Consider the following 19,141-nt stretch of genomic DNA (forward strand, 5'->3'; position numbering starts at 1 on the left):
GTCTGGGCCGCGTGCTGCTCAACGATCCGGCCACGGGCGTGATGCGCCACGCGGATGCCGGCTACGAACTCGCGCAGCAGACCGCGCGCGAGGCAGGCCTCAAGCTGCCGATGCTCGGCCGATGAGCGGCGCGAAAGCGATAGGGGGCGCGGTGCAGGCTGCCAGGCTCACGCTGCTGCGTGGCGCGGCGCTCGTGGCGTCGCCGTGGAAGAACGGCGGCGGCGTCACGCGCGAAATCGCGGTGGCGCACGTGGCATCGCGTGCCGACGCGTCACTGGACGCGTTCGCGTGGCGCGTGAGCGTGGCCGATGTCGCGCAGGCGGGGCCGTTCTCGCGCTTCGAGGGCGTCGATCGGACGCTGGTGCTGCTCGACGGCGCGGGCATGCTGCTCGACGAAGCGGGGCGTACGCATGTGCTCACGCAGCCCCTCGACGTCGCGCATTTCGCGGGAGAAGCCGCGATCGACGCGCGCCTCGTGAACGGCGCCACGCGCGACTTCAACCTGATGGTGCGCCGCGATGCGGCGCGCGGCACGCTCGAAGTGTGGCGCGCAAACGAGCGGCGCAGCATGCATGCGCAAACGGTATTGCTCTACTGCGCGCAAGGCGGGCAGGATGTGCGCGTGGATAACGAACGTCACGTGCGCCTCGAAGCGGGTGACACGCTGCGCATCGATACGCTCGATGCGCAACGCTCCTTGAACATCGACACGCGCGGCGCGGGCGCCTTGCTCGCCGTTGCGCTAGATGTGCTGCAAGAGCCGCCGCAAGACACTACGGAAACGGCATCGCGCGATGCTGTGCATACCTGATGAAACGCACACTCTGGCAAAACCTCAACCTGTGCCCGCATGGCGATCCGGGCCACGTCGTCGAGAACGCGGCGATTGCTGTGGAAGACGGCAAGATCGCGTGGCTCGGCGCCGCTGCCGAATTGCCCGCGCCATTCACCGATTGGCCGTGCGAAGACCTGGGCGGCGCCTGGGTCACGCCAGGCCTCGTGGATTGCCACACACACCTCGTCTATGGCGGACAGCGCGCCGATGAATTCGCGCAGCGCCTTGCGGGCGTGAGCTACGAAGAAATCGCGCGGCAGGGCGGCGGCATCGTCTCGACGGTGCGCGCCACGCGCGCGGCCGACGAAGCCGCGCTGTTCGCGCAGTCGGCAACGCGTCTCGAAGCGTTGCTCGCCGAAGGCGTAACGGCAGTCGAAATCAAATCGGGCTATGGCCTCGATCTGGCGAGCGAGCGCAAGATGCTGCGCGTCGCGCGTCAGCTTGGCGAGCGTTATCCGGTCACGGTGCGGACGACGTTTCTCGGCGCACATGCGTTGCCGCCCGAGTTCGCCGGCCGTGCCGACGACTATATCGACGAAGTGTGCGAACATATGCTTCCTGCGCTGGCCGACGAGGGGCTCGTGGACGCTGTCGATGTGTTCTGCGAACGAATCGGCTTTTCGCTCGCGCAGAGCGAGCGCGTGTTCGAGGCGGCCGCGCGGCGCAAGCTCGCGGTCAAGATGCACGCCGAGCAGCTTTCCAATAGCGGCGGCGCAGCGCTCGCGGCGCGTTACGACGCGTTGTCCGCCGACCATCTCGAGTTTCTCGACGAAGCGGGCGTCGCCGCCATGAAGCAGGCGGGCACGGTGGCGGTGCTGCTGCCGGGCGCGTACTACTTCATCCGCGAAACGCAGTTGCCGCCGCTCGACTTGCTGCGGCGCTACGAGGTGCCGATCGCCATTTCGACCGACAGCAATCCGGGCACGTCGCCCGCCACTTCGCTGCTGCTCATGATGAACATGGCGACCACGCTGTTTCGCATGACCGTGCCCGAGGTGTTGCAGGGCGTGACGCGGCACGCCGCGCAGGCTTTTGGCGACGCAGAGCGTCATGGCACGCTCACGGCTGGCCGTCCCGCAGACTTTGCCGTTTGGTCGGTGCAGTCACTCGCGGAGCTGGCTTACTGGATTGGCCGTCCGCTCTGCGCGCGCGTGGTGCGCGGCGGCGAGACCGTCTTTGAGCGTCGCGCATTTGAGCGTCGCGTTTGAGCACAATTTTCAGCATGAATCACACCATCGAAACGAATCCGACTTCGCACGCGCTCTTCGCCGAGTACGCTTACTTGACTGACGGCTGGCGCCGCAACGTGCTGCTCGAATGGGACGCCGCGGGAACGCTGCGCAACGTGACGCCCGATCTGGCGCAAGCGCCTGAAGGCGTCGCGCGTGCGTCGGGCCCGATTACGCCTGGCATGCCTAACCTTCATTCGCATGCGTTTCAGCGCGCCATGGCGGGCCTCACCGAATATCGCGCGAACCCCACCGACAGCTTCTGGAGCTGGCGCGACCTCATGTACCGCTTCGCGGCGCGCATCACACCCGACGATCTCGGGGCGATTGCGCGCTGGCTGTATGTCGAGATGTTGAAGGCGGGCTACACCTCTGTTTGCGAATTCCACTACGTGCATCACGGCAAGGATGGCCAGCGGTATGCGAGCCCCGCCGAACTGGCGCAACGCGTGGTGGACGCAGCGAACGTGACCGGCATCGGCATGACGATGCTGCCCGTGCTCTATCAATACAGCGGCTTCGGCGCGCAAGCGCCGCGCGACGATCAGCGGCGCTTCATCAACACGCCGGAACAGTTGCTCGGCATCGTCGAAGCGCTGCGTGCGTGGCAGCCCGAGCACGGCGCGTTGCGCTACGGCGTCGCGCCCCATTCGCTGCGCGCCGTCTCGCACGACTCCTTGCGCGCGCTGCTGGAAGGCCTGGATCGAGCGCTTCCCGGTGCACCGGTGCATATTCACATCGCCGAACAAACGGCCGAAGTCGAGGCATGCATGGCGATCGAAGGCGCGCGGCCGGTGCAATGGTTGCTCGACCGCTTCAACGTCAACTCGCGCTGGTGCCTCGTCCATGCCACGCATATCGATGCGAGGGAGACCGCCGCGCTTGCGCAGAGCGGTGCGATTGCGGGTCTGTGCCTCACGACCGAGGCGAATCTTGGCGACGGCATTTTCCCCACGCGCGAGTATCTCGATGCGGCCGGCGCGTTCGGCGTGGGCTCGGACAGTCACATCGGCGTGGACTGGCGCGCGGAGCTTCGCTTGCTCGAATACGGTCAGCGGCTCGCGCGGCGCGAGCGCAACGTGTTGGCCTCGACGCATCAGGCACAGGTTGCGGACCGCCTGTTCGACGCAGCGCTCGCCGGAGGCGCCAGTGCTACGGGGCGCAAGGTTGGCGCATTGAAGGAAGGCGCGCGCGCCGACTGGATCGTGCTCGACGCTCAACATCCGAACCTCGCCGAGCAAAAGCCGCTCACGTGGCTCTCGTCGGTCGTCTTTTGCGAACATGGCGAAACGCCCGTGCTCGACGTCTATACCGGTGGCGTCAAGGTCGTAGAAGCGCGCCGCCATCGCGACGAAGCCCGCCTTTACGCCGACTACCGCGCGGCGCTCGCCAGACTGCTGGCTGATGATTGAACGCAGGCGCCAATTCACGAGGCAACTTTCGATGACCGATATCTTTTCGCTGGAACGCGGCACCGCGCCGCTCATCATTTCGATCCCGCACCTGGGTACGCACATTCCGGCCGCGATGCACGGCGAGTACACGGACGTGGCGCTGACCGTCGCCGATACGGACTGGCATCTCGATCGCCTTTACGCGTTTGCGAAGGAGCTGGGCGCGACCGTGCTCGGCGCGCGCGTTTCGCGCTATGTGATCGACCTGAACCGCCCGCCGAACGACGAGAGCCTCTATCCCGGCCAGACCACCACGTCGCTGTGTCCGACCGAAACGTTTCGCGGCGAGCCGGTCTACCGCGACGGCTGCGTGCCCGACGCGCCTGAGCGCCAGCGCCGCGTGAAGACATTCTGGCAGCCGTATCACGACACGCTCGCCGCCGAACTCGAGCGCCTGCGCGTGGCGCATGCGAATGTGCTGCTGTGGGAAGCGCATTCGATCGCGAGCGTTCTGCCGCGTCTGTTCGACGACAAGCTGCCCGACCTGAACATCGGCACCCAGGACGGCCGCACGGTGAACCCAGCGGTGCAGGCGCGCGCGGAACGCGCGGCGGCGGCAAGCGGCTATTCGTGGATCGCGAACGGACGTTTCAAGGGCGGCTACATCACGCGCCATTTCGGCGCGCCGCAGGACGGCGTGCATGCGATCCAGCTGGAGATGTGCCAGTCGGTTTACATGAACGAAACGGCGCCGTTCGACTACGTTCCCGCTCTCGCTGGGAAAGTCCAGCCGGTGCTGCGCGAAATGGTGGGCGGCGCGCTTGCGGAAATCGAGGCGATGAACGCCGCTGCGGCCTGAGCATTCCCGACGGCCGTCCAGGCTGGGCGTGGGCACAACGGCTCTCGATCGACGATCGAGAGCCGTTGTTGCGTTTAGAAGCGGTGAACGATGCCGATCTGCACGCCGCGCGCGTCCGCGCCGGGGTAGGCGAGCGGCAGGCCCGGATTCGCCGCGCCGGCGAGCGTGTAACTTGCCTGGTTACGGTTGCGCAAGAACGAAAGTGCGCCGTAGAAGTTCGTGGTTTTCGACAGGTCGTATTCGTACATCAAACCGATCTGATCGGCATTGTCCCCTTGCGACGTCCGATCGTGCAGGGTGGCGTAGCCGAGCGACACGGCATTGTTCACGTTGAACTGATACTTCGCGGAAAGGCCCACGGTATAGGCGTTCAGCGCCAGGTCGGGCCATTTCATGTCCGAATAGCCGCCGAAGATCGTGACGCGCCCGATCGCGTACGAGGCGCCCGCCATGATCGTGCGGTCTGTTGCGCTACCCTCGCTGTGTTTGAGCCACTGTCCCGCCACGAACGTGGCGAATGGGCCGTGCGCATAGGTCACGTCGAACTGTTGACTCGAGCCCGCGGAGCGCAGGCCGCCTGCGTCGCCGAAGCCCACGTAGATGCCGGCCTGAAGGCCCGCGAACTCCGGCGTGACATAGGAGACGGTGTTGCTCGTGCGGAACGTGAACACCGTGAGGTTGTCCATGGCCGAAGCCTGTGTCACGCCGCCAAAAGCGTCCTGGCCGCCTTGATCGTTGAAGAGCGGCGAATTTTGCCGGCCCACGCGCAACTGGCCCCAGCCGCCCGAGAGGCCGACCCATGCCTGGCGATCGAACAGCGAGCCCTTGGTGGCCAGCGTGCCGTCCGTGGGGTTGAAGCCGTTTTCGAGGGCGAACGACAGCGTCTGCCCGCCGCCCAGGTCTTCCTTGCCTTTGAGGCCGAAGCGGCTGCCCCATTGACCGCTCGAACCGAGCGCGGCCGTGTAGCCATTGCCGGTGTTGACGTATTGGGCGAATTCGTCGATGAGCCCATAGAGCGTCACGCCGTCCTGGGCAAGCGCGTTGTGCGCGAAGAGGCCGAGTGCGGTGGCGCAAAGTGAGTTTCTCGTGGCGCGAGCGGAAGGGCGAACAGCTGTAGCGGGGTGCTTTTTCATTATCAGTACAACTATTTTTCGGAGGAATGAAACGAACGCGCGGGTGGTGAGGCCCGCGCGAATGGGAACTATGTGGATCAGCGAAGCGGCGCGCTGCGCCGCACGGGTCAATCCTGCTCGACCGGCAGGATCAGGCGTTCCGGAATGACCGGCGGCGTGAGGCGCATGGCGGCGTAGTAGAGCACGCCTGGCACGATCAGGCCGAGAATCCACGAGATGTCCGTGCCGCCGAGTGCGTCGACGAAGGGGCCCGTATAGAAGCTCGTCGAGATGAACGGCATTTGCACCAGCACGCCGAGCACGTAGATGCCAATGGCCTTGGCGTTCCAGCGGCCGTAGCGGCCATCGGGATTCGAGAGCGCCGGCACGTCGTAGCGCGAGCGCGTGAAGCAGTAGAAGTCCACCAGGTTGATCGCGCTCCACGGTGTGAAGAACGCCAGCAGAAACAGGATGAACGCCGTGAATTCCTTGAGGAACGAGTGGCGCCCCGCAAGCGCGACGAGCGTCGAAATGCCCACCATGCCGATGATGTAGAGGAAGCGGTGGCGCGTGGAAATCGCGCGCTTCGCGCGAAACGCGCTCACGATCGTCGCCATCGACATGAAGCTGCCATAGGCGTTGAGCGTGGTGACGGTGAGCTTGCCGAACGCAATGCTGAAGTAGAGCATCGCGGCGACCGCGCCGCTCGCGCCGAGGCTCACGATATACGCCACCTCATGGTGCGCAAACGCGTGGCCCGCGAGCGCGGCCGCAAACACGCCGAACACCATCGCTGCCTGCGCGCCGACCACCGAGCCGAGCCCGACGGCGAGGAACGTGCGCACGGGCGAAGTCGAGCGCGGCAAGTAGCGCGAATAGTCGGCAACATAGGGGCCGAATGCGATCTGCCACGAAGCCGAAAGCGACATGGAAAGCAGGAAGCTCGCGATCGAAAAATGGCGATTGGCCAACAGCGCGCCGATATCGTGGTGCGCAAAGAGCTGCGCGAACATGAACACGAACGCGAGCACGCCGATCACGCTGGCAATGCGGCCGACGAAGTGAATCGAGCGATAGCCGAGCAGCGTCAGCACGACGATGAGTGCCGCGAAGAGGCAGATGCCCGCGGTATCGGAAACGTCGAGTAGTTGCGCCGTGGCCTGGCCGGCAAGCACCGTGCCGCTCGCGGAAAAGCCGACGTACATGATGCAGACGAGCACGATCGGAATGGCCGCGCCGTAGACGCCGAACTGCACGCGGCTGGAGATCATCTGCGGCAGGCCGAGTTGCGGGCCTTGCGCGCCGTGCAGCGCCATGACCGTGCCGCCTATGAGTTGGCCAGCCAATAGCGCGATGAGCGACCAGAAGACGTCCCCGCCAAGCACGACGGCCAGCGCGCCGGTAATGATCGCGGTGACCTGCAGGTTCGCGGAAAGCCAGAGCGTGAACTGGCTGAACAGGCTGCCGTGGCGCTCAGAATCGGGGATGTAGTCGATCGAGCGCGTTTCCAGGATCTTGCGGCCATCGGTTTCGAGGTTGGCGACGGATTCAGGCATGGCCACGGACGGCTCCGAACATTGGGGTGAGTGCAGGGCGTCCGCGAGCCGCGGACGATGGGAATGTCCGCATGATGTTGTATAGACAACTTAGGAGAAATTGGGGATTACCCTGTCGATGCGTGGCTTACAAAAGCCACTCGATAGGCAGGGTGGAGAAGAACCAGACGCTCAGGCGCTGGTTCCATGTGGTGTTCGGCTCGGTGTCGTAGCGGATGACCGTGTCATCGGAAAGGCGCGTCCAGTAGAGCTTGCCGTTCTCGTCGAGGTGCGCCTGATACGCGAGCTGCGGCACGCGCGTCCAGAACGCTTTTTCGATCTGGGTGGCGAGCACGGGGCTGTCGATCACGAGCCCGAGTTCGGTGTTGAGGTTGGCCGAACGCGGGTCGAAATTCACCGAGCCGACGAAGACGCGCTCTGCATCCACAGCGAAGGTCTTGGCGTGCAGGCTCGAGCCCGTGCTGCCGAACGGGCCACTGCCTGCGCCTTTGCCCGCGGCTTTGTCTGAACCCTTGCTCGTGCCCGCCGCGCGCCGCAGTTCGAACAGCTCCACGCCGCCTTTGAGCAGCGCCACGCGGCGCCGCGCGTAGCCGGAATGGACGGCGGACACATCGGTGGCTTCGAGCGAGTTCGTCAGTACTCGCACGGTCACGCCCTGGGCGGCGAGCTGGGTGAAGTATTGCGTGCCCACCTCGCCCGGCACGAAGTACGGCGAAACCAGATCGAGTTCGCGGTGCGGATCGCCGACGATCTCGTGGAGCTGGCTGAGGATGAGCGTCTCCTTGGGCGCCGTGCCCAGCGCTTTGGCCGGATCGTCGCTGACCAGCTGCGTCTTCGCCCATTCGAGCGGCAGCGTGCCGTCCAGCAGACGGCGCACGTCGGTGGTCTTGCGCAATGATTCGATGTATTCCGCCGCGGCCGGATCGGTGCGCGCGGCAAGCGCTTCGCGATCGAGTGTAGCGAGTGCATCGGGCGCCACGTAGGGCAGGATTTGGGACGCGGGGAATGACGAAGCGCTGGCCCAGTAGCGGTCGAAGTCGTTCGCGACATCGGTGGCGGCGGGGCCGATGGCGAGCACGTCGAGGTCGGCGAATACGACGCCGTCGGTCGCGCCAAAATATTCGTCGCCGATATTGCGGCCGCCAAGGATGGTCGCCACGCCGTCAGCCGTGAGCGACTTGTTGTGCATGCGCCGGTTCAGCCGCGAGAAGTCGGTGATAAAGCCGATGGCTTTGGGCTTGCGGGTGACGAACGGGTTGAACAGCCGGACCTCGATGTTCGGATGCCCATTGAGCGCCGCAAGCGTGGGGTCGAGCGAGGACGGAATGCCGTTGTCGTCGAGCAGCAGGCGCACGCGCACGCCGCGGTCGGCGGCTTCGCGCAGTTCTTCGAGCAGCAGCGTACCCGTGAGATCGTTGCGCCAGATGTAGTACTGAACGTCCAGCGTACGCTGGGCGTTGCGCACGAGCGCCACGCGCGAGGCGAACGCGTCGAGCGGGTTCGCGAGCGGGTCGATGCCGGTGGAGTCGGGATGGGTGGCGAGTTCGGCCGCTACGGCTTTGCCAAGTTGAGTCGATCGCGCTTCGGCTGACGTGAGCGCCGTCGTTTGCGTGCGCTCGCCGATAGGAGGTAACTGCTGACACGCGGCAAGACCTGTGGCGAGCGCGATTGCGCACAGCGGCAACGCCATGGCGCGCAGTTTTCGCAACCCGTTTGCAGCCAGCGCGATGAGCGATCTTTGCATGGAGCGTCCGCTTTTCCGTGTCGATCCCGCTTCTAGGCGCGAAGCGCGGGGCTTCGCGAGTGAGCGTGCAACGACGTTAGCTTACGCGATTGGCGTGGCGGGCACCACGACGGGCGTACAGCCAAGGAGCGAACGCGTGGGTGTTGCGAGCTTAGTGCGCGTCGAGCGCCGCTTGCGCGCGGGCGCGGGAGTCTTGCGCCGACTGGTTGCGCTCGGCCCGGGCGTCACGTGCTTCCTGCTTGAAGGTCTGGCGCGCTTCCGCCGTGCGGGCGCGCTGTTGCCGGTTGGCCTCGCGAACTTCCATGCGCTTCTGAACGATCGGGTCGTTATGCGTCACCGTGGTGGCGGGCTGGCCTTCCTGGCTTGCCGGTGCGGGGGTCTGTGCAAACACCTGGCCCGCAAACAGGGCGCTGGCCACGATGGCGACGACGGCAACGGTGCGAGTTCTGATTTTCATGAGTTTCTCTCCGGAAAATAAGTTTGGGTTGCTAATTAAATCTCGTGCTCGGGTAAAGCCGAGAGCGGGGCCTGTCGAGCGATCAGAGGCGGGTGGCCTCGTCCGCTCTTGTCTTCTGAGCTTTCATTTTACTTTCTAGTTGAGGCAGGTCAACCCGAGAGAGGCTCTAGCGAAATGGCCGTGCGGCCGCAATGCGCCTATTCATAGGCCATTGAGGAATTCGCATGACAGATGGTCGCAGTTGCGCGTTCTGTCACCGACGCAGCATGTCTGCAATCGTTTGTGTGAGCAACGTCTGCTTGTGTGCTTTCCGGTGAATCATCCCCACCGTGCGGATGAGTGGCCGCCCAGGCAGCGGCACGAGTCGCAGATTCGGATCGCTCTGCCATTTGCCGCCTTGCAGGACGGGTAACACACTCACGCCCACGTCGTTGCGCACCAGCGAGACGATCGTTTCGATCGAGTTCAGCTCCAGGTATTCGAGCGGTTCGATGCCTAGCTCGCGCAGGGCGCGGTCGATCACGACGCCCGTCGGCACGCGCCGGTCGAAGCGCAGAAAGCTGCGCTCGCGCAGGATGCGTCGCGCATCGTCGCCGGGCGTCGCGCAGCTCGTCACGAGCATGAGGGGCTCTTCGTAGAGCGGCGTCCAGGCGAGCGACTCGTGAAGCGAACCATCTGCACTGCCAACTACGACGGCGAGGTCCACGTCGCCGTCTTCCACCATGCGCGCCAGTTCGTTCGAGCGCGCCGAGGTGAGGCGCACTTCGAGTTCCGGGTGGCCCGTTTTCAGATGCGCGACGGCCAGCGAAAGCGCGCCGATCACCGACACCACCGCGCCGATGATGATCGAGCCGCGCATCGTGTCGCCCGCGCTGGCGGGCAACTCGTCGATCAGCGCGAGAATGTGATCGACCTTCGCGCAGATCTCGCGGCCTTCGCGCGTGAGCGCGACCTGGCGCGCGCGGCGGTCGAAGATCTGCCGGCCGAGCGCCTCTTCGAGCCCGCGCATTTGCAGGCTCACGGCCGCCTGGGTGAGCGCCGATTTTTCTGCCGCCGTGGCGAACGACCCGCTGCGTGCGACGGCCTGCAAGGTGCGGAGCATGCGTAGGGTTAGCATGTAAATAAAACTTAAGTGTCGACAATAAAATATTAATATTTTTTCGCTTGATCCTTCAAGATAATCGACAGATCGGCGTGAGCCGTGCGCGCCGCAATTGAGTGCGGCCGTGCGCGTGCCGCTGCTTTCGTTCATTACCGGAATCCGGACTTCCATGACGCGCTTCAACTGGCAAAACCTCTATCCGACGCCGCGCCTGCCGGTGTTCGCCCGCAATATCGTTTCGACATCGCATCCGCTTGCCGCGCAGGCCGGGCTGCGCATGCTCTGGAAAGGCGGAAATGCCGTCGACGCCGCCATCGCCGCGGCGGCCGCCATCACCGTGGTCGAGCCGGTATCGAACGGCCTGGGCAGCGATTGCTTTGCGCTCGTGTGGGACGGCGCGAAGCTGCACGGCCTGAACGCGTCGGGCAACGCGCCGGCGGCGTGGAGCGTCGACTATTTCCGCCGCAAATACGGCGAGGAAAACGGTCTCGCGAAGCAGCCGAAACGCGGCTGGGACACGGTGACCGTGCCTGGCGTGATCGCGGGCTGGGAAGCGCTGCATGCGAAGTTCGGCAAGCTGCCATTCGCGGACCTGATGGAACCGGCCATCGAGATCGCGGAGCGCGGCCATGCGGTAGCGACTATCGTCACGCGCAAGTGGCAGGCGGCGATTCCCGAGCTGCACAATCAGCCGGGCTTTGCCGAAACGTTCATGCCGCGCGGCCGCGCTCCCGAAGTGAGCGAGCGCGTGTGCTTCCCCGGCCACGCCGCCACGCTGCGGCGTCTTGCGGAACGCGGTCCGCGCGACTACTACGAGGGCGAGCTCGCCGAGCGCATCGCCGCGTTTGCGCGCGAAGGCGGCGCGGCGCTCACGCTGGACGACCTGCGCAACTATCGCCCGGAATGGGTCGAGCCGATCGGCAAGAACTATCGCGGCTACACGGTCCACGAGATTCCGCCGAACGGACAGGGCATCGCCGCGCTGATCGCGCTCGGCATTCTCGAGCAGTTCGACATGGGCTCGCTCGCGCTCGACAGCCTCGAATCGCAGCATCTGCAGATCGAGGCCATGAAGCTCGCGTTCGCCGACGTCTATCGCTACGTTGCCGATCCGCGTTCGATGGAAGTCACGCCCGAGCAGATGCTCGACGACGCCTATCTGAAAGCGCGCGCGAAGCTGATCGACCCGAAGCGCGCCACGCATTTCGATTTCGGCATGCCGCGTTCGGGCGGCACGATCTATCTGTCCGCCGTGGACGAGCGCGGCATGATGGTCAGCTTCATCCAGTCGAACTACATGGGCTTCGGTTCGGGCGTGGTCGTGCCGGGCACGGGCATCGCGCTGCAGAACCGCGGCTGCGGCTTTTCGATGGACCCGGCATCGCCCAACGTCGTGGCAGGCGGCAAGCGCCCGTTTCACACCATCATTCCGGCGTTCCTCACGCAGCAGGTGGACGGCCGCCAGGAAGCGGTGATGAGCTTCGGCGTAATGGGCGGCGACATGCAGCCGCAAGGGCATTTGCAGTCGGTCGTGCGCATGCTCGACTACGGCCAGCAGCCGCAGGCCGCGTGCGATGCGCCGCGCTGGAAGGTCAACCGCGACTTCACGCTCGACATCGAATCGACCTTCAACCCGCAGACGGCGCGCGCGCTGCAAGGGCTCGGCCACGAGATCAAGGGCATCGACGATCCGTACATGGACTTCGGCTCGGGCCAGTTCATCTGGAAGCTCGATCGCAACGATCCCGAGCGCGGCTATGTGGCCGCGAGCGACACGCGCCGCGACGGGCTCGCAGCGGGTTTCTAGGCGGCAAACCGGCAAGCAGTATTTGACGCGAGCGGGAATACCTCGCTCGCGGTTCACGACGATCAATGAGTAGACCAAATAAAAACGGAGGAGACTGACATGGAGACCGGTTCATCGGTAACGGGTGCGCCGCTCAGCCGCGGCATGGTGCGCCGCATCGTGTTCTCCTCGTCGATCGGCAATGCGCTGGAGTGGTTCGACTTTCTCGTGTACGGCTACTTCGCGCCGATCATCGCGAAGCAGTTCTTTCCCGTGCACGACGAATGGCTGTCCACGCTGCTGGCGGTCGGCACCTTCGGCATCTCTTTCCTCATGCGGCCGCTCGGCGCGATCGTGCTGGGCGTCTACGGCGACCGCAAGGGACGCAAGGCAGCGCTCACGCTCGCCATTGCGCTCATGATGGCGGGCACGCTCGCCATGGCCGTCATGCCTCCGTATGCGTCGATCGGCATCGCCGCGCCGCTCCTGATCCTGCTCGCGCGCCTCGTGCAGGGCTTTGCCGTAGGCGGTGAATTCGGCAGCGCGACGGCGTTCATGGTCGAACACAGCCCCTCGAAGCGCGGCTACTACGCGAGCTGGCAGTTCGCGAGCCAGGGCGCGGCCGCGATTCTCGCAGCGTCGTTCGGCGGCGTGCTCGCATGGTGGCTGCCGCCCGAGCAGTTGCAGGCGTGGGGCTGGCGCGTGCCGTTCTTCTTCGGGCTCGTGCTCGGGCCCGTGGGCTGGTACATTCGCTCGCATCTGGACGAGACGCCCGAATTCATCGCGAACCAGCAAGCGCACAGCGAACAGGATGCGCGCGCAACGAGTGAGCCGGGGCTCGGGCGCCAGTGGGTGAACCTGGTGCTCGCGGTGGGCATCGTTGCGCAGTCCACCGTCGGCGTGTACATCCTCCAGCTCTACATGCCGATGTACGCGGTGAAGCAGCTCCACATGGCGGCGGCAACCTCGTTCGGCGTGGTCGTGCTCAACGGCGGCCTGCAGTTCGCGCTTTCGCCGGTGATGGGCGCGCTCTCGGACCGCATCGGCCGCATCCGCATCATGCTGACCACGTCGATCCTGCTCGCGGCGCTCACGTATCCCATGTTCGCGCTGCTGCAGCGACACCCCACGCTCGGCTGGCTGCTCGTGCTCCAGGGCGCGGCGGGCATCTTCAAGGCCGCCTATTCGGGCCCGATGCCAGCGCTGATGTCGGAGATCTTTCCCGTGCGCGTGCGCTCTGCGGGGCTTTCCATCGCGTATAGCCTTGGCGTGACGCTCTTCGGGGGCTTCGCGCCGACGATTGCCGAAGTGCTGATTCACGTGACGGGCGATACGCTCGCTCCCGCGTATTACGTCTCGCTTGCCGCCGTGATCTCGGGCGTTTCGCTCGCGATCGTCGGCTGGCGGACGATGCGGAAGGCTTCGATGCGCGCCACGCTCGCGAGCTGAAATTCGGAAGTCCGAACTGACCCGATTGTTCTTGCGCCCGCAGAATCGCTCCTTAAAACAGGGCGTGAATGTGGGCGCGGTGTTTTTGCACGACTACTTCGCGACTTCGTGTGGGCCTCGCTGAAGCGTCACGAAAGTGGTGATATAGTCGCCCCCTCACCGCCGTCCGTCGGGGCGAGCATTACGTTTTGTCAGGTTTCGGGAGAGTATATGGCAGTCGAATATCGTGGCTTTCGAGTCACTGTCGATGCGAAAGCAGACGCGACGGACACGCAATGGCTGTGCCGCGCGGTTATGGAAGGTGTCGACGCACAGGTGGAAACGGCGAAGCTGCCTTCCGTGGAGCTTGCCATTCCCAAGCTGAAGATCGATGTGCTGATGGCGCTGAGCGTGGTCGAGCAAACGGCGAAGCAGGCCGTCGACGAATGGTGGCACGCCAGGCAGCCGGAAATGGCCTGATGTTTCAGGCGCAGGCAACCCCGCTGCGGTTGCCGCGCCTCGCGCTCAACGCGAACTGACCCGATTGCGCGGCGTGCCTTCGCAAAACGCCGCGATGTTTTCCACGAGTTGATCCGCAAGCGCCTGCATGGCTTCATCGCTCGCCCACGCAACGTGGGGTGTGAGGATGAACGCCGGATGCGAGACGATGGCCTGAAACGGATGATCGGCAGGCAACGGTTCCTGCGTCACGACATCGAATCCCGCGCCTGAAATCGCGTCGCTTTGCAGGGCGTCCACCAACGCCGCTTCGTTCACGAGTCCCCCACGCGCCGTATTGATCAGCAAGGGCCGCCGCTTCATGCGCGCGAACGCCCTGGCGTCGATCAGATCCCGCGTTTCCACGGTGAGCGGACAATGCAGCGTAATGATGTCGCTTTCTTCTAGCAGCGCTTCGAGCGGCACGTAGCCCGCTTGCGCGTCGTTGCGCGTCTTGCGCGCGGCGAACAGCACGCGCAGGCCGAGCGCGCGTCCCATTTGCGCGACGGCCTGTCCCAGTGCGCCGTCCCCGATCACGCCGAGCGTCGAACCCGCGAGATTGCGGATTGGATGATCAAAGAAGCAGAACTGTCCCGATTCGAGCCAGCGCCCTGCGCGCACGGCATCGCGATACGCGGCCAGGCTGCGGCGCAGCGCAAATATCAATGCGAACGTATGTTCCGGCACGCTGTTGCCGGCGTAGTCGCGCACGTTGCTCACGACGATGCCGCGCGTCGCGCAGGCGTGCAGATCGACGTTGTCTGTACCCGTGGCGGCGACGGCGACCATGCGCAGGCGGGTCGCGCCAGCCAGCGCTTCGGCGCTGATGCGCGCCTTGTTCGTGATGACGATGTCGGCGTGGCGAATGCGGGCGGCGACCTCTTCGGGCGCGGTGCGCTCGAAGGTTTCCAGGGTGTGGTCGAACGGCAGCGGACGCAGCCGCGTCTGGGGCGCGAGCGTCGCGCGATCGAGAAAAACGACGTGCATGATGTCTGGCCTGAGCGAAGGAGGGGCAGTCCGCGATTGTCGCGCACCGGGTGCGCGGCTGGCTTGCTCGATCCGCCAACTGGGTTTCCGGTGAGGAAATGCGCAGCGACGCCGCGCCACAGGCCTTCGCTGCCTTTCCATTTGCTCAAGCCAGATTGAGCAAGCATCGATTATCAAAGGGTGCGGTCCGGTTCATCATGTCTCCGATAGTCAATCGCAGACAGTCCGAAATAACCCCTTTCATGGGACCAGAGTCAGGAGCTTTGCATGGGATCAGAGTAAGGAGCTTTGCATGGGATCAGAGTAAGGAGCTTTGCATGGGATCAGAGTAAGCGCTAAAGCGCTAACTCTGATCGACAGCTAAAGCGCTAACTCTGATCGACAGCTAAAGCGCTAACTCTGATCGACAGCTAAAGCGCTAACTCTGATCGACAGCTTTGCCCTGACTCTGGTCGACAGGAGACACAGCCATGCCACGACCACTCGAAGGCATCCGCGTTCTGGAGCTCGGACAGCTCATCGCGGGTCCGTTTGCTGGCCGCATGCTCGCCGAGTTCGGCGCGAGCGTCATCAAGGTGGAGCCGCCCGGCGTGGGCGATCCGTTGCGCAAGTGGCGCCTGCTGCACGACGGCACGTCGGTCTGGTGGGCCGCCCAGTCGCGCAACAAGGAATCCATCACGCTCGATCTGCGCACGCCCGAAGGGCAGGACGTGGTTCGCCGTCTCGTAGCGGAAACCGACGTGCTGATCGAAAACTTCCGCCCCGGCACGCTCGAAGGCTGGGGCCTCGGCTGGGACGAACTCAGCGCGATCAATCCCGGCCTCATCATGCTGCGCGTGTCGGGCTACGGGCAGACCGGCCCGTATCGCGACCGGCCCGGTTTCGGCGTGGTCGCCGAAGCGATGGGCGGCCTGCGTCACCTGAGCGGCGAGCCTGAGCGCACACCGGTGCGCGTCGGCATCTCGATCGGCGATTCGCTCTCTGCGCTACATGGCGTCATCGGCGTCCTGCTGGCGCTGCGGCATCGCGAGCAGCAGGGCGGACGGGGCCAGGTCGTCGACGTCGCGCTCTACGAGTCGGTCTTCAACATGATGGAAAGCCTGCTGCCCGAGTATTCGGTGTTCGGCGCCGTGCGCCAGCCGGCAGGCAGCAGCCTGCCCGGCATCGCGCCGAGCAACGCCTACCGCTGCAGCGACGGCAAGTACGCGCTGATCGCAGGTAATGGCGACAGCATCTATCGCCGCCTGATGGAACTGATCGGCCGCCCGGACCTGGGCAACGATCCGGCGCTCGCGCAGAACGACGGACGCGTCGCGCAGGTCGAGCGCATCGACGCCGCCATCGGCGAATGGACCGCGCGGCACACGCTCGACCAGGTGCTCGCGGCGCTCAACGAGGCGCGTATTCCAGCGGGCCGCATCTACGACATCGTGGACATCGCGGCCGATCCGCATTACCACGCCCGCGAGATGATCGTGGACGATACCTTGCCCGACGGCACGGCGGTGCAAGTGCCGGGCGTGGTGCCCAAACTGTGCGGCACACCCGGCACGATCGAGCGTAGCGCGCCGACGCTCGGCGAGCATACCGAAACGGTGCTGGAATCGATAGGCGTAGACGCCGCAACGCGCGAAACATGGCGCGCGCGCGGTGTGATCTGAACGGAGAGCGGCAAGATGACGACCGGAAATAAGGACAACTTCAAGGGCAAGGTGCTGTATCTGAACGAAGTCGCGACTCGCGACGGTTTCCAGAACGAAGCCGCCTTCATCGACACTGACGACAAGATCGCGCTGATCGACCGCCTGAGCGCCTGCGGCTACGCGAAGATCGAAGTGACCTCGTTCACGTCGCCCAAGGCGATTCCCGCACTGCGCGACGCCGAGGCGGTGATGCACGGCATCGAGCGCGTGCCGGGCGTCGTCTATACGGTGCTCGTGCCGAACGTGCGCGGCGCGGAGCGCGCGCTGTCGTGCAACGTCAATGAAGTGAATCTCGTGATGTCGGTGAGCGAGACTCACAATCGCACCAACCTGCGCATGACGCGCGAGCAGTCGTTCGCACAGTTGCGCGACGTGATCGACGCCGTGCGCGGCACGGGCGTCGCGATCAATGTTTCGCTCTCCACAGCAATGGGCTGCCCGATGGAAGGCGACGTGCCCGTGCAGGACGTGCTCGGCTGGATGCAGCGTTTTGCCGAACTGGGCGTGCAGGGCGTGACGCTTTGCGATACCACCGGCATGGCGCATCCCGCGCAGATACGGACGTTGTGCGAAAGCGCTGCGCAGGCGTTCGGCACACTCGAACTGACGCTGCACTTCCACAACACGCGCGGCATGGCGCTCGCCAACACGCTTGCGGCGCTCGATGCGGGCATCGTGCGCTTCGACGCTTCGCTTGGCGGTCTTGGCGGCTGTCCGTACGCGCCGGGTGCGAGCGGCAATGTGTGCACCGAAGAACTCGTGCACATGCTCGAACTCGACGGCTACGACACCGGCGTCGATCTCGCCGCCGTGCTCGATGCCGCCGCGCTGTTGCCCGGCCTGATCGGTCATGACGTGCCCAGCCAGATTCTGAAGGCCGGCCGCCGCCTCGACCTGCATCCTGTGCCTGAGCAGGCGCAAGGCATGCCCCCACAACGCGCGTACTCATGACAAGGAGCGAAGCATGGCGTTGATCGACCACCTCGACCACCTGGTGCTGACCTGCGTGGACCCTGAGGCCACGAAGCACTTCTATACGGAAGTCTTGCAGATGCAACTGGAGACCTTCGGTGCGGGGCGGCTCGCGTTTCGCTTCGGCAACCAGAAGATCAATCTGCATGTGCGTGGCGCGGAGTTCGAGCCCAAGGCGCATGTGCCGGTGCCGGGCGCGCTCGATCTGTGCTTCATCGCTGCGGTGCCGCTCGATGTGGTGATCGCGCATCTCGCCGGGAAGAACTGGCCGATCGTCGAAGGTCCGGTCGAGCGCACGGGCGCGACGCAGAAGATTCGCTCCGTTTATGTGCGTGACCCCGATCTGAACCTCATCGAAATTTCCGAGCCGATCCAGGCCGGTTGATCCCTCTCGCCAGTTTTTGCCGTCGAGCCGGGGGGCGCCGGTTGGGCGGCGAGCACGCCGGCCCGCATGGCCGGCACGCGGACGTGCATCGCAGCACGTTCGCCCCTCCGTTCCCACATCTGCACTTCCTCCCGAGCCCGCGATGCAGGACAATCGTCTCTCGCGCCGGCTTTGCCCCATTCATCATGGTCAATCCACTTCACTTCGATCTGCAGTCGCTGCGGGTCTTTCTGCTCGTCGCGGAACATGGCAGCCTCACCAAGGCCGCCGAGCACGGGCAGCTCACGCTTTCGGCCGTCAGCAAACGCATTGCCGAACTCGAAAGCGTGACCGACTGCGCCTTGTTCATCCGTCGCGCGCGCGGCGTGGATCTGACGCCCGCTGGCCATGCGCTGCTGGAGCACGCCACGCGCGTGGTCGATCAGGTCAATCGCATGGCCACCGAAATGAGCGACTACGCCGCCGGCGTGCGCGGGCACGTACGCATGTGGGCGAATACGTCGGCGATCGTGCAGTTTCTGCCCGTCGATCTCGCCTGCTTCCTGAATGAGCATCCAGGCATCAAGGTCAGCCTCGAAGAGCGGCTGAGCCACGAAATCGTGGAAGCGCTCGGCGCAGGCAAGGCCGACCTCGGCGTGTTCGCCGACAACGTGCCCGCACCCGGCATCGAGCGGCGCCTCTATCGCCGCGACGAACTCGTGTTGCTCGTGCCGCGCAGTCATCACTTTGCGCAACTCGAGGTGATCCGCTTCGCCGATACGCTCGACGAAGACTACGTGGGCCTGAGCGATGGCAGCTCGCTGCTCGCGCGCATGACGGACGCGGCATTCGCCGTCGAGCGATCGCTGAAGCTGCGCATCCAGGCCTCGAACTTCGACGGCGTGTTTCGCATGATCGAAGCAGGACTGGGCATCGGCGTGCTGCCGCGCGACGCGGTGAGCGACGAGCGCGGCAAAGCCGGCGTCGTCAAGGTGAAGCTGGCGGACACGTGGGCGACGCGCACGCTCTGGATCGGCATGAAGGCGGATAGCGCGCCAAGCTCGGACATCGTGAGCCTGTTCGACTACATGTCGGCGCGCGCAGAGCAATGAAAA

General features: G+C 65.0%; 18 protein-coding genes. 12 read left to right on the forward strand and 6 right to left on the reverse strand.

The annotated features are described in order from the left end of the window. The 5 genes from AB3X99_RS30365 to hutG all read left to right on the forward strand — a co-directional run. The coding region (locus AB3X99_RS30365) for a hypothetical protein (RefSeq protein WP_343676248.1) at nucleotides 1-125 on the forward strand (125 nt) is incomplete at its 5' end. Further along, nucleotides 122-811: a HutD family protein gene (locus AB3X99_RS30370; protein WP_342946304.1), complete on the forward strand. Its 690-nt coding sequence runs from the start codon at nucleotides 122-124 to the stop codon at nucleotides 809-811. The genes AB3X99_RS30365 and AB3X99_RS30370, both read left to right, overlap by 4 nt. Beyond that, a complete protein-coding gene (gene hutI / locus AB3X99_RS30375; RefSeq protein WP_342946303.1) occupies nucleotides 811-2,043 on the forward strand; it encodes an imidazolonepropionase in 1,233 nt (410 codons plus the stop codon). Before AB3X99_RS30370 ends, hutI begins: the two co-directional genes overlap by 1 nt. A 14-nt stretch (nucleotides 2,044-2,057) precedes the next feature. Continuing rightward, nucleotides 2,058-3,476 carry a formimidoylglutamate deiminase gene (locus tag AB3X99_RS30380; protein WP_368619017.1) on the forward strand — a complete coding sequence of 473 codons (1,419 nt, stop codon included), beginning with the start codon at nucleotides 2,058-2,060 and terminating at the stop codon, nucleotides 3,474-3,476. Between the two features lie 31 nt (nucleotides 3,477-3,507). Next, nucleotides 3,508-4,317 (forward strand): N-formylglutamate deformylase, encoded by an 810-nt coding sequence (gene hutG / locus AB3X99_RS30385; protein WP_342946301.1) that lies wholly within the window; start codon nucleotides 3,508-3,510, stop codon nucleotides 4,315-4,317. 74 nt (nucleotides 4,318-4,391) lie between these two features. Here the strand turns inward: hutG and AB3X99_RS30390 are convergent, their stop codons facing one another. The 5 genes from AB3X99_RS30390 to AB3X99_RS30410 all read right to left on the reverse strand — a co-directional run bounded on the left by AB3X99_RS30390 (nucleotide 4,392) and on the right by AB3X99_RS30410 (nucleotide 10,303). After that, a complete protein-coding gene (locus tag AB3X99_RS30390) occupies nucleotides 4,392-5,450 on the reverse strand; it encodes a porin (RefSeq protein WP_342946300.1) in 1,059 nt (352 codons plus the stop codon). Between the two features lie 107 nt (nucleotides 5,451-5,557). Beyond that, complete coding sequence (locus tag AB3X99_RS30395; protein WP_342946299.1) at nucleotides 5,558-6,985, reverse strand: cytosine permease; 1,428 nt, start codon at nucleotides 6,983-6,985, stop codon at nucleotides 5,558-5,560. Between the two features lie 127 nt (nucleotides 6,986-7,112). After that, nucleotides 7,113-8,675 carry a phospholipase D family protein gene (locus AB3X99_RS30400; protein WP_342946640.1) on the reverse strand — a complete coding sequence of 521 codons (1,563 nt, stop codon included), beginning with the start codon at nucleotides 8,673-8,675 and terminating at the stop codon, nucleotides 7,113-7,115. A 205-nt stretch (nucleotides 8,676-8,880) separates the two neighbouring features. Then, nucleotides 8,881-9,186: a hypothetical protein gene (locus AB3X99_RS30405; protein WP_069267167.1), complete on the reverse strand. Its 306-nt coding sequence runs from the start codon at nucleotides 9,184-9,186 to the stop codon at nucleotides 8,881-8,883. Between the two features lie 253 nt (nucleotides 9,187-9,439). Continuing rightward, nucleotides 9,440-10,303, reverse strand: coding sequence for a LysR family transcriptional regulator (locus AB3X99_RS30410; RefSeq protein ID WP_069267166.1), 864 nt, complete (start codon nucleotides 10,301-10,303; stop codon nucleotides 9,440-9,442). Nucleotides 10,304-10,457: 154 nt separating this feature from the next. On the opposite strand from AB3X99_RS30410, the gene AB3X99_RS30415 reads away from it, so the two are divergent. The 3 genes from AB3X99_RS30415 (at nucleotide 10,458) to AB3X99_RS30425 (ending at nucleotide 13,982) form a co-directional block, all read left to right on the forward strand. Beyond that, nucleotides 10,458-12,095: a gamma-glutamyltransferase family protein gene (locus tag AB3X99_RS30415; RefSeq protein WP_368619018.1), complete on the forward strand. Its 1,638-nt coding sequence runs from the start codon at nucleotides 10,458-10,460 to the stop codon at nucleotides 12,093-12,095. 99 nt (nucleotides 12,096-12,194) lie between these two features. Continuing rightward, nucleotides 12,195-13,523, forward strand: a complete 1,329-nt coding sequence (locus AB3X99_RS30420) for an MFS transporter (protein ID WP_368619019.1) — start codon at nucleotides 12,195-12,197, stop codon at nucleotides 13,521-13,523. A 210-nt stretch (nucleotides 13,524-13,733) separates the two neighbouring features. Beyond that, nucleotides 13,734-13,982, forward strand: a complete 249-nt coding sequence (locus AB3X99_RS30425; protein WP_069267164.1) for a hypothetical protein — start codon at nucleotides 13,734-13,736, stop codon at nucleotides 13,980-13,982. A gap of 45 nt (nucleotides 13,983-14,027) precedes the next feature. On the opposite strand, the gene AB3X99_RS30430 is transcribed toward AB3X99_RS30425, so the two are convergent. Continuing rightward, nucleotides 14,028-14,987, reverse strand: coding sequence for a D-2-hydroxyacid dehydrogenase (locus AB3X99_RS30430; protein ID WP_368619020.1), 960 nt, complete (start codon nucleotides 14,985-14,987; stop codon nucleotides 14,028-14,030). A 470-nt stretch (nucleotides 14,988-15,457) separates the two neighbouring features. On the opposite strand from AB3X99_RS30430, the gene AB3X99_RS30435 reads away from it, so the two are divergent. From AB3X99_RS30435 to AB3X99_RS30450, 4 genes are all read left to right on the forward strand, one after another. Further along, nucleotides 15,458-16,648 carry a CaiB/BaiF CoA transferase family protein gene (locus AB3X99_RS30435; RefSeq protein WP_368619021.1) on the forward strand — a complete coding sequence of 397 codons (1,191 nt, stop codon included), beginning with the start codon at nucleotides 15,458-15,460 and terminating at the stop codon, nucleotides 16,646-16,648. A 15-nt stretch (nucleotides 16,649-16,663) separates the two neighbouring features. Further along, nucleotides 16,664-17,641: a hydroxymethylglutaryl-CoA lyase gene (locus AB3X99_RS30440; RefSeq protein ID WP_368619022.1), complete on the forward strand. Its 978-nt coding sequence runs from the start codon at nucleotides 16,664-16,666 to the stop codon at nucleotides 17,639-17,641. 13 nt (nucleotides 17,642-17,654) lie between these two features. Further along, the gene (locus AB3X99_RS30445; protein ID WP_069267160.1) at nucleotides 17,655-18,047 is read left to right on the forward strand and encodes a VOC family protein; all 393 of its coding nucleotides are present in this window, start codon (nucleotides 17,655-17,657) and stop codon (nucleotides 18,045-18,047) included. A gap of 185 nt (nucleotides 18,048-18,232) precedes the next feature. After that, the gene (locus AB3X99_RS30450; RefSeq protein ID WP_069267159.1) at nucleotides 18,233-19,138 is read left to right on the forward strand and encodes a LysR family transcriptional regulator; all 906 of its coding nucleotides are present in this window, start codon (nucleotides 18,233-18,235) and stop codon (nucleotides 19,136-19,138) included. Nucleotides 19,139-19,141 lie beyond the last annotated feature (3 nt).

The sequence above is a fragment of the Paraburkholderia sp. BR10882 genome (assembly GCF_040948855.1).
Classification (GTDB): domain Bacteria; phylum Pseudomonadota; class Gammaproteobacteria; order Burkholderiales; family Burkholderiaceae; genus Paraburkholderia; species Paraburkholderia nodosa_A.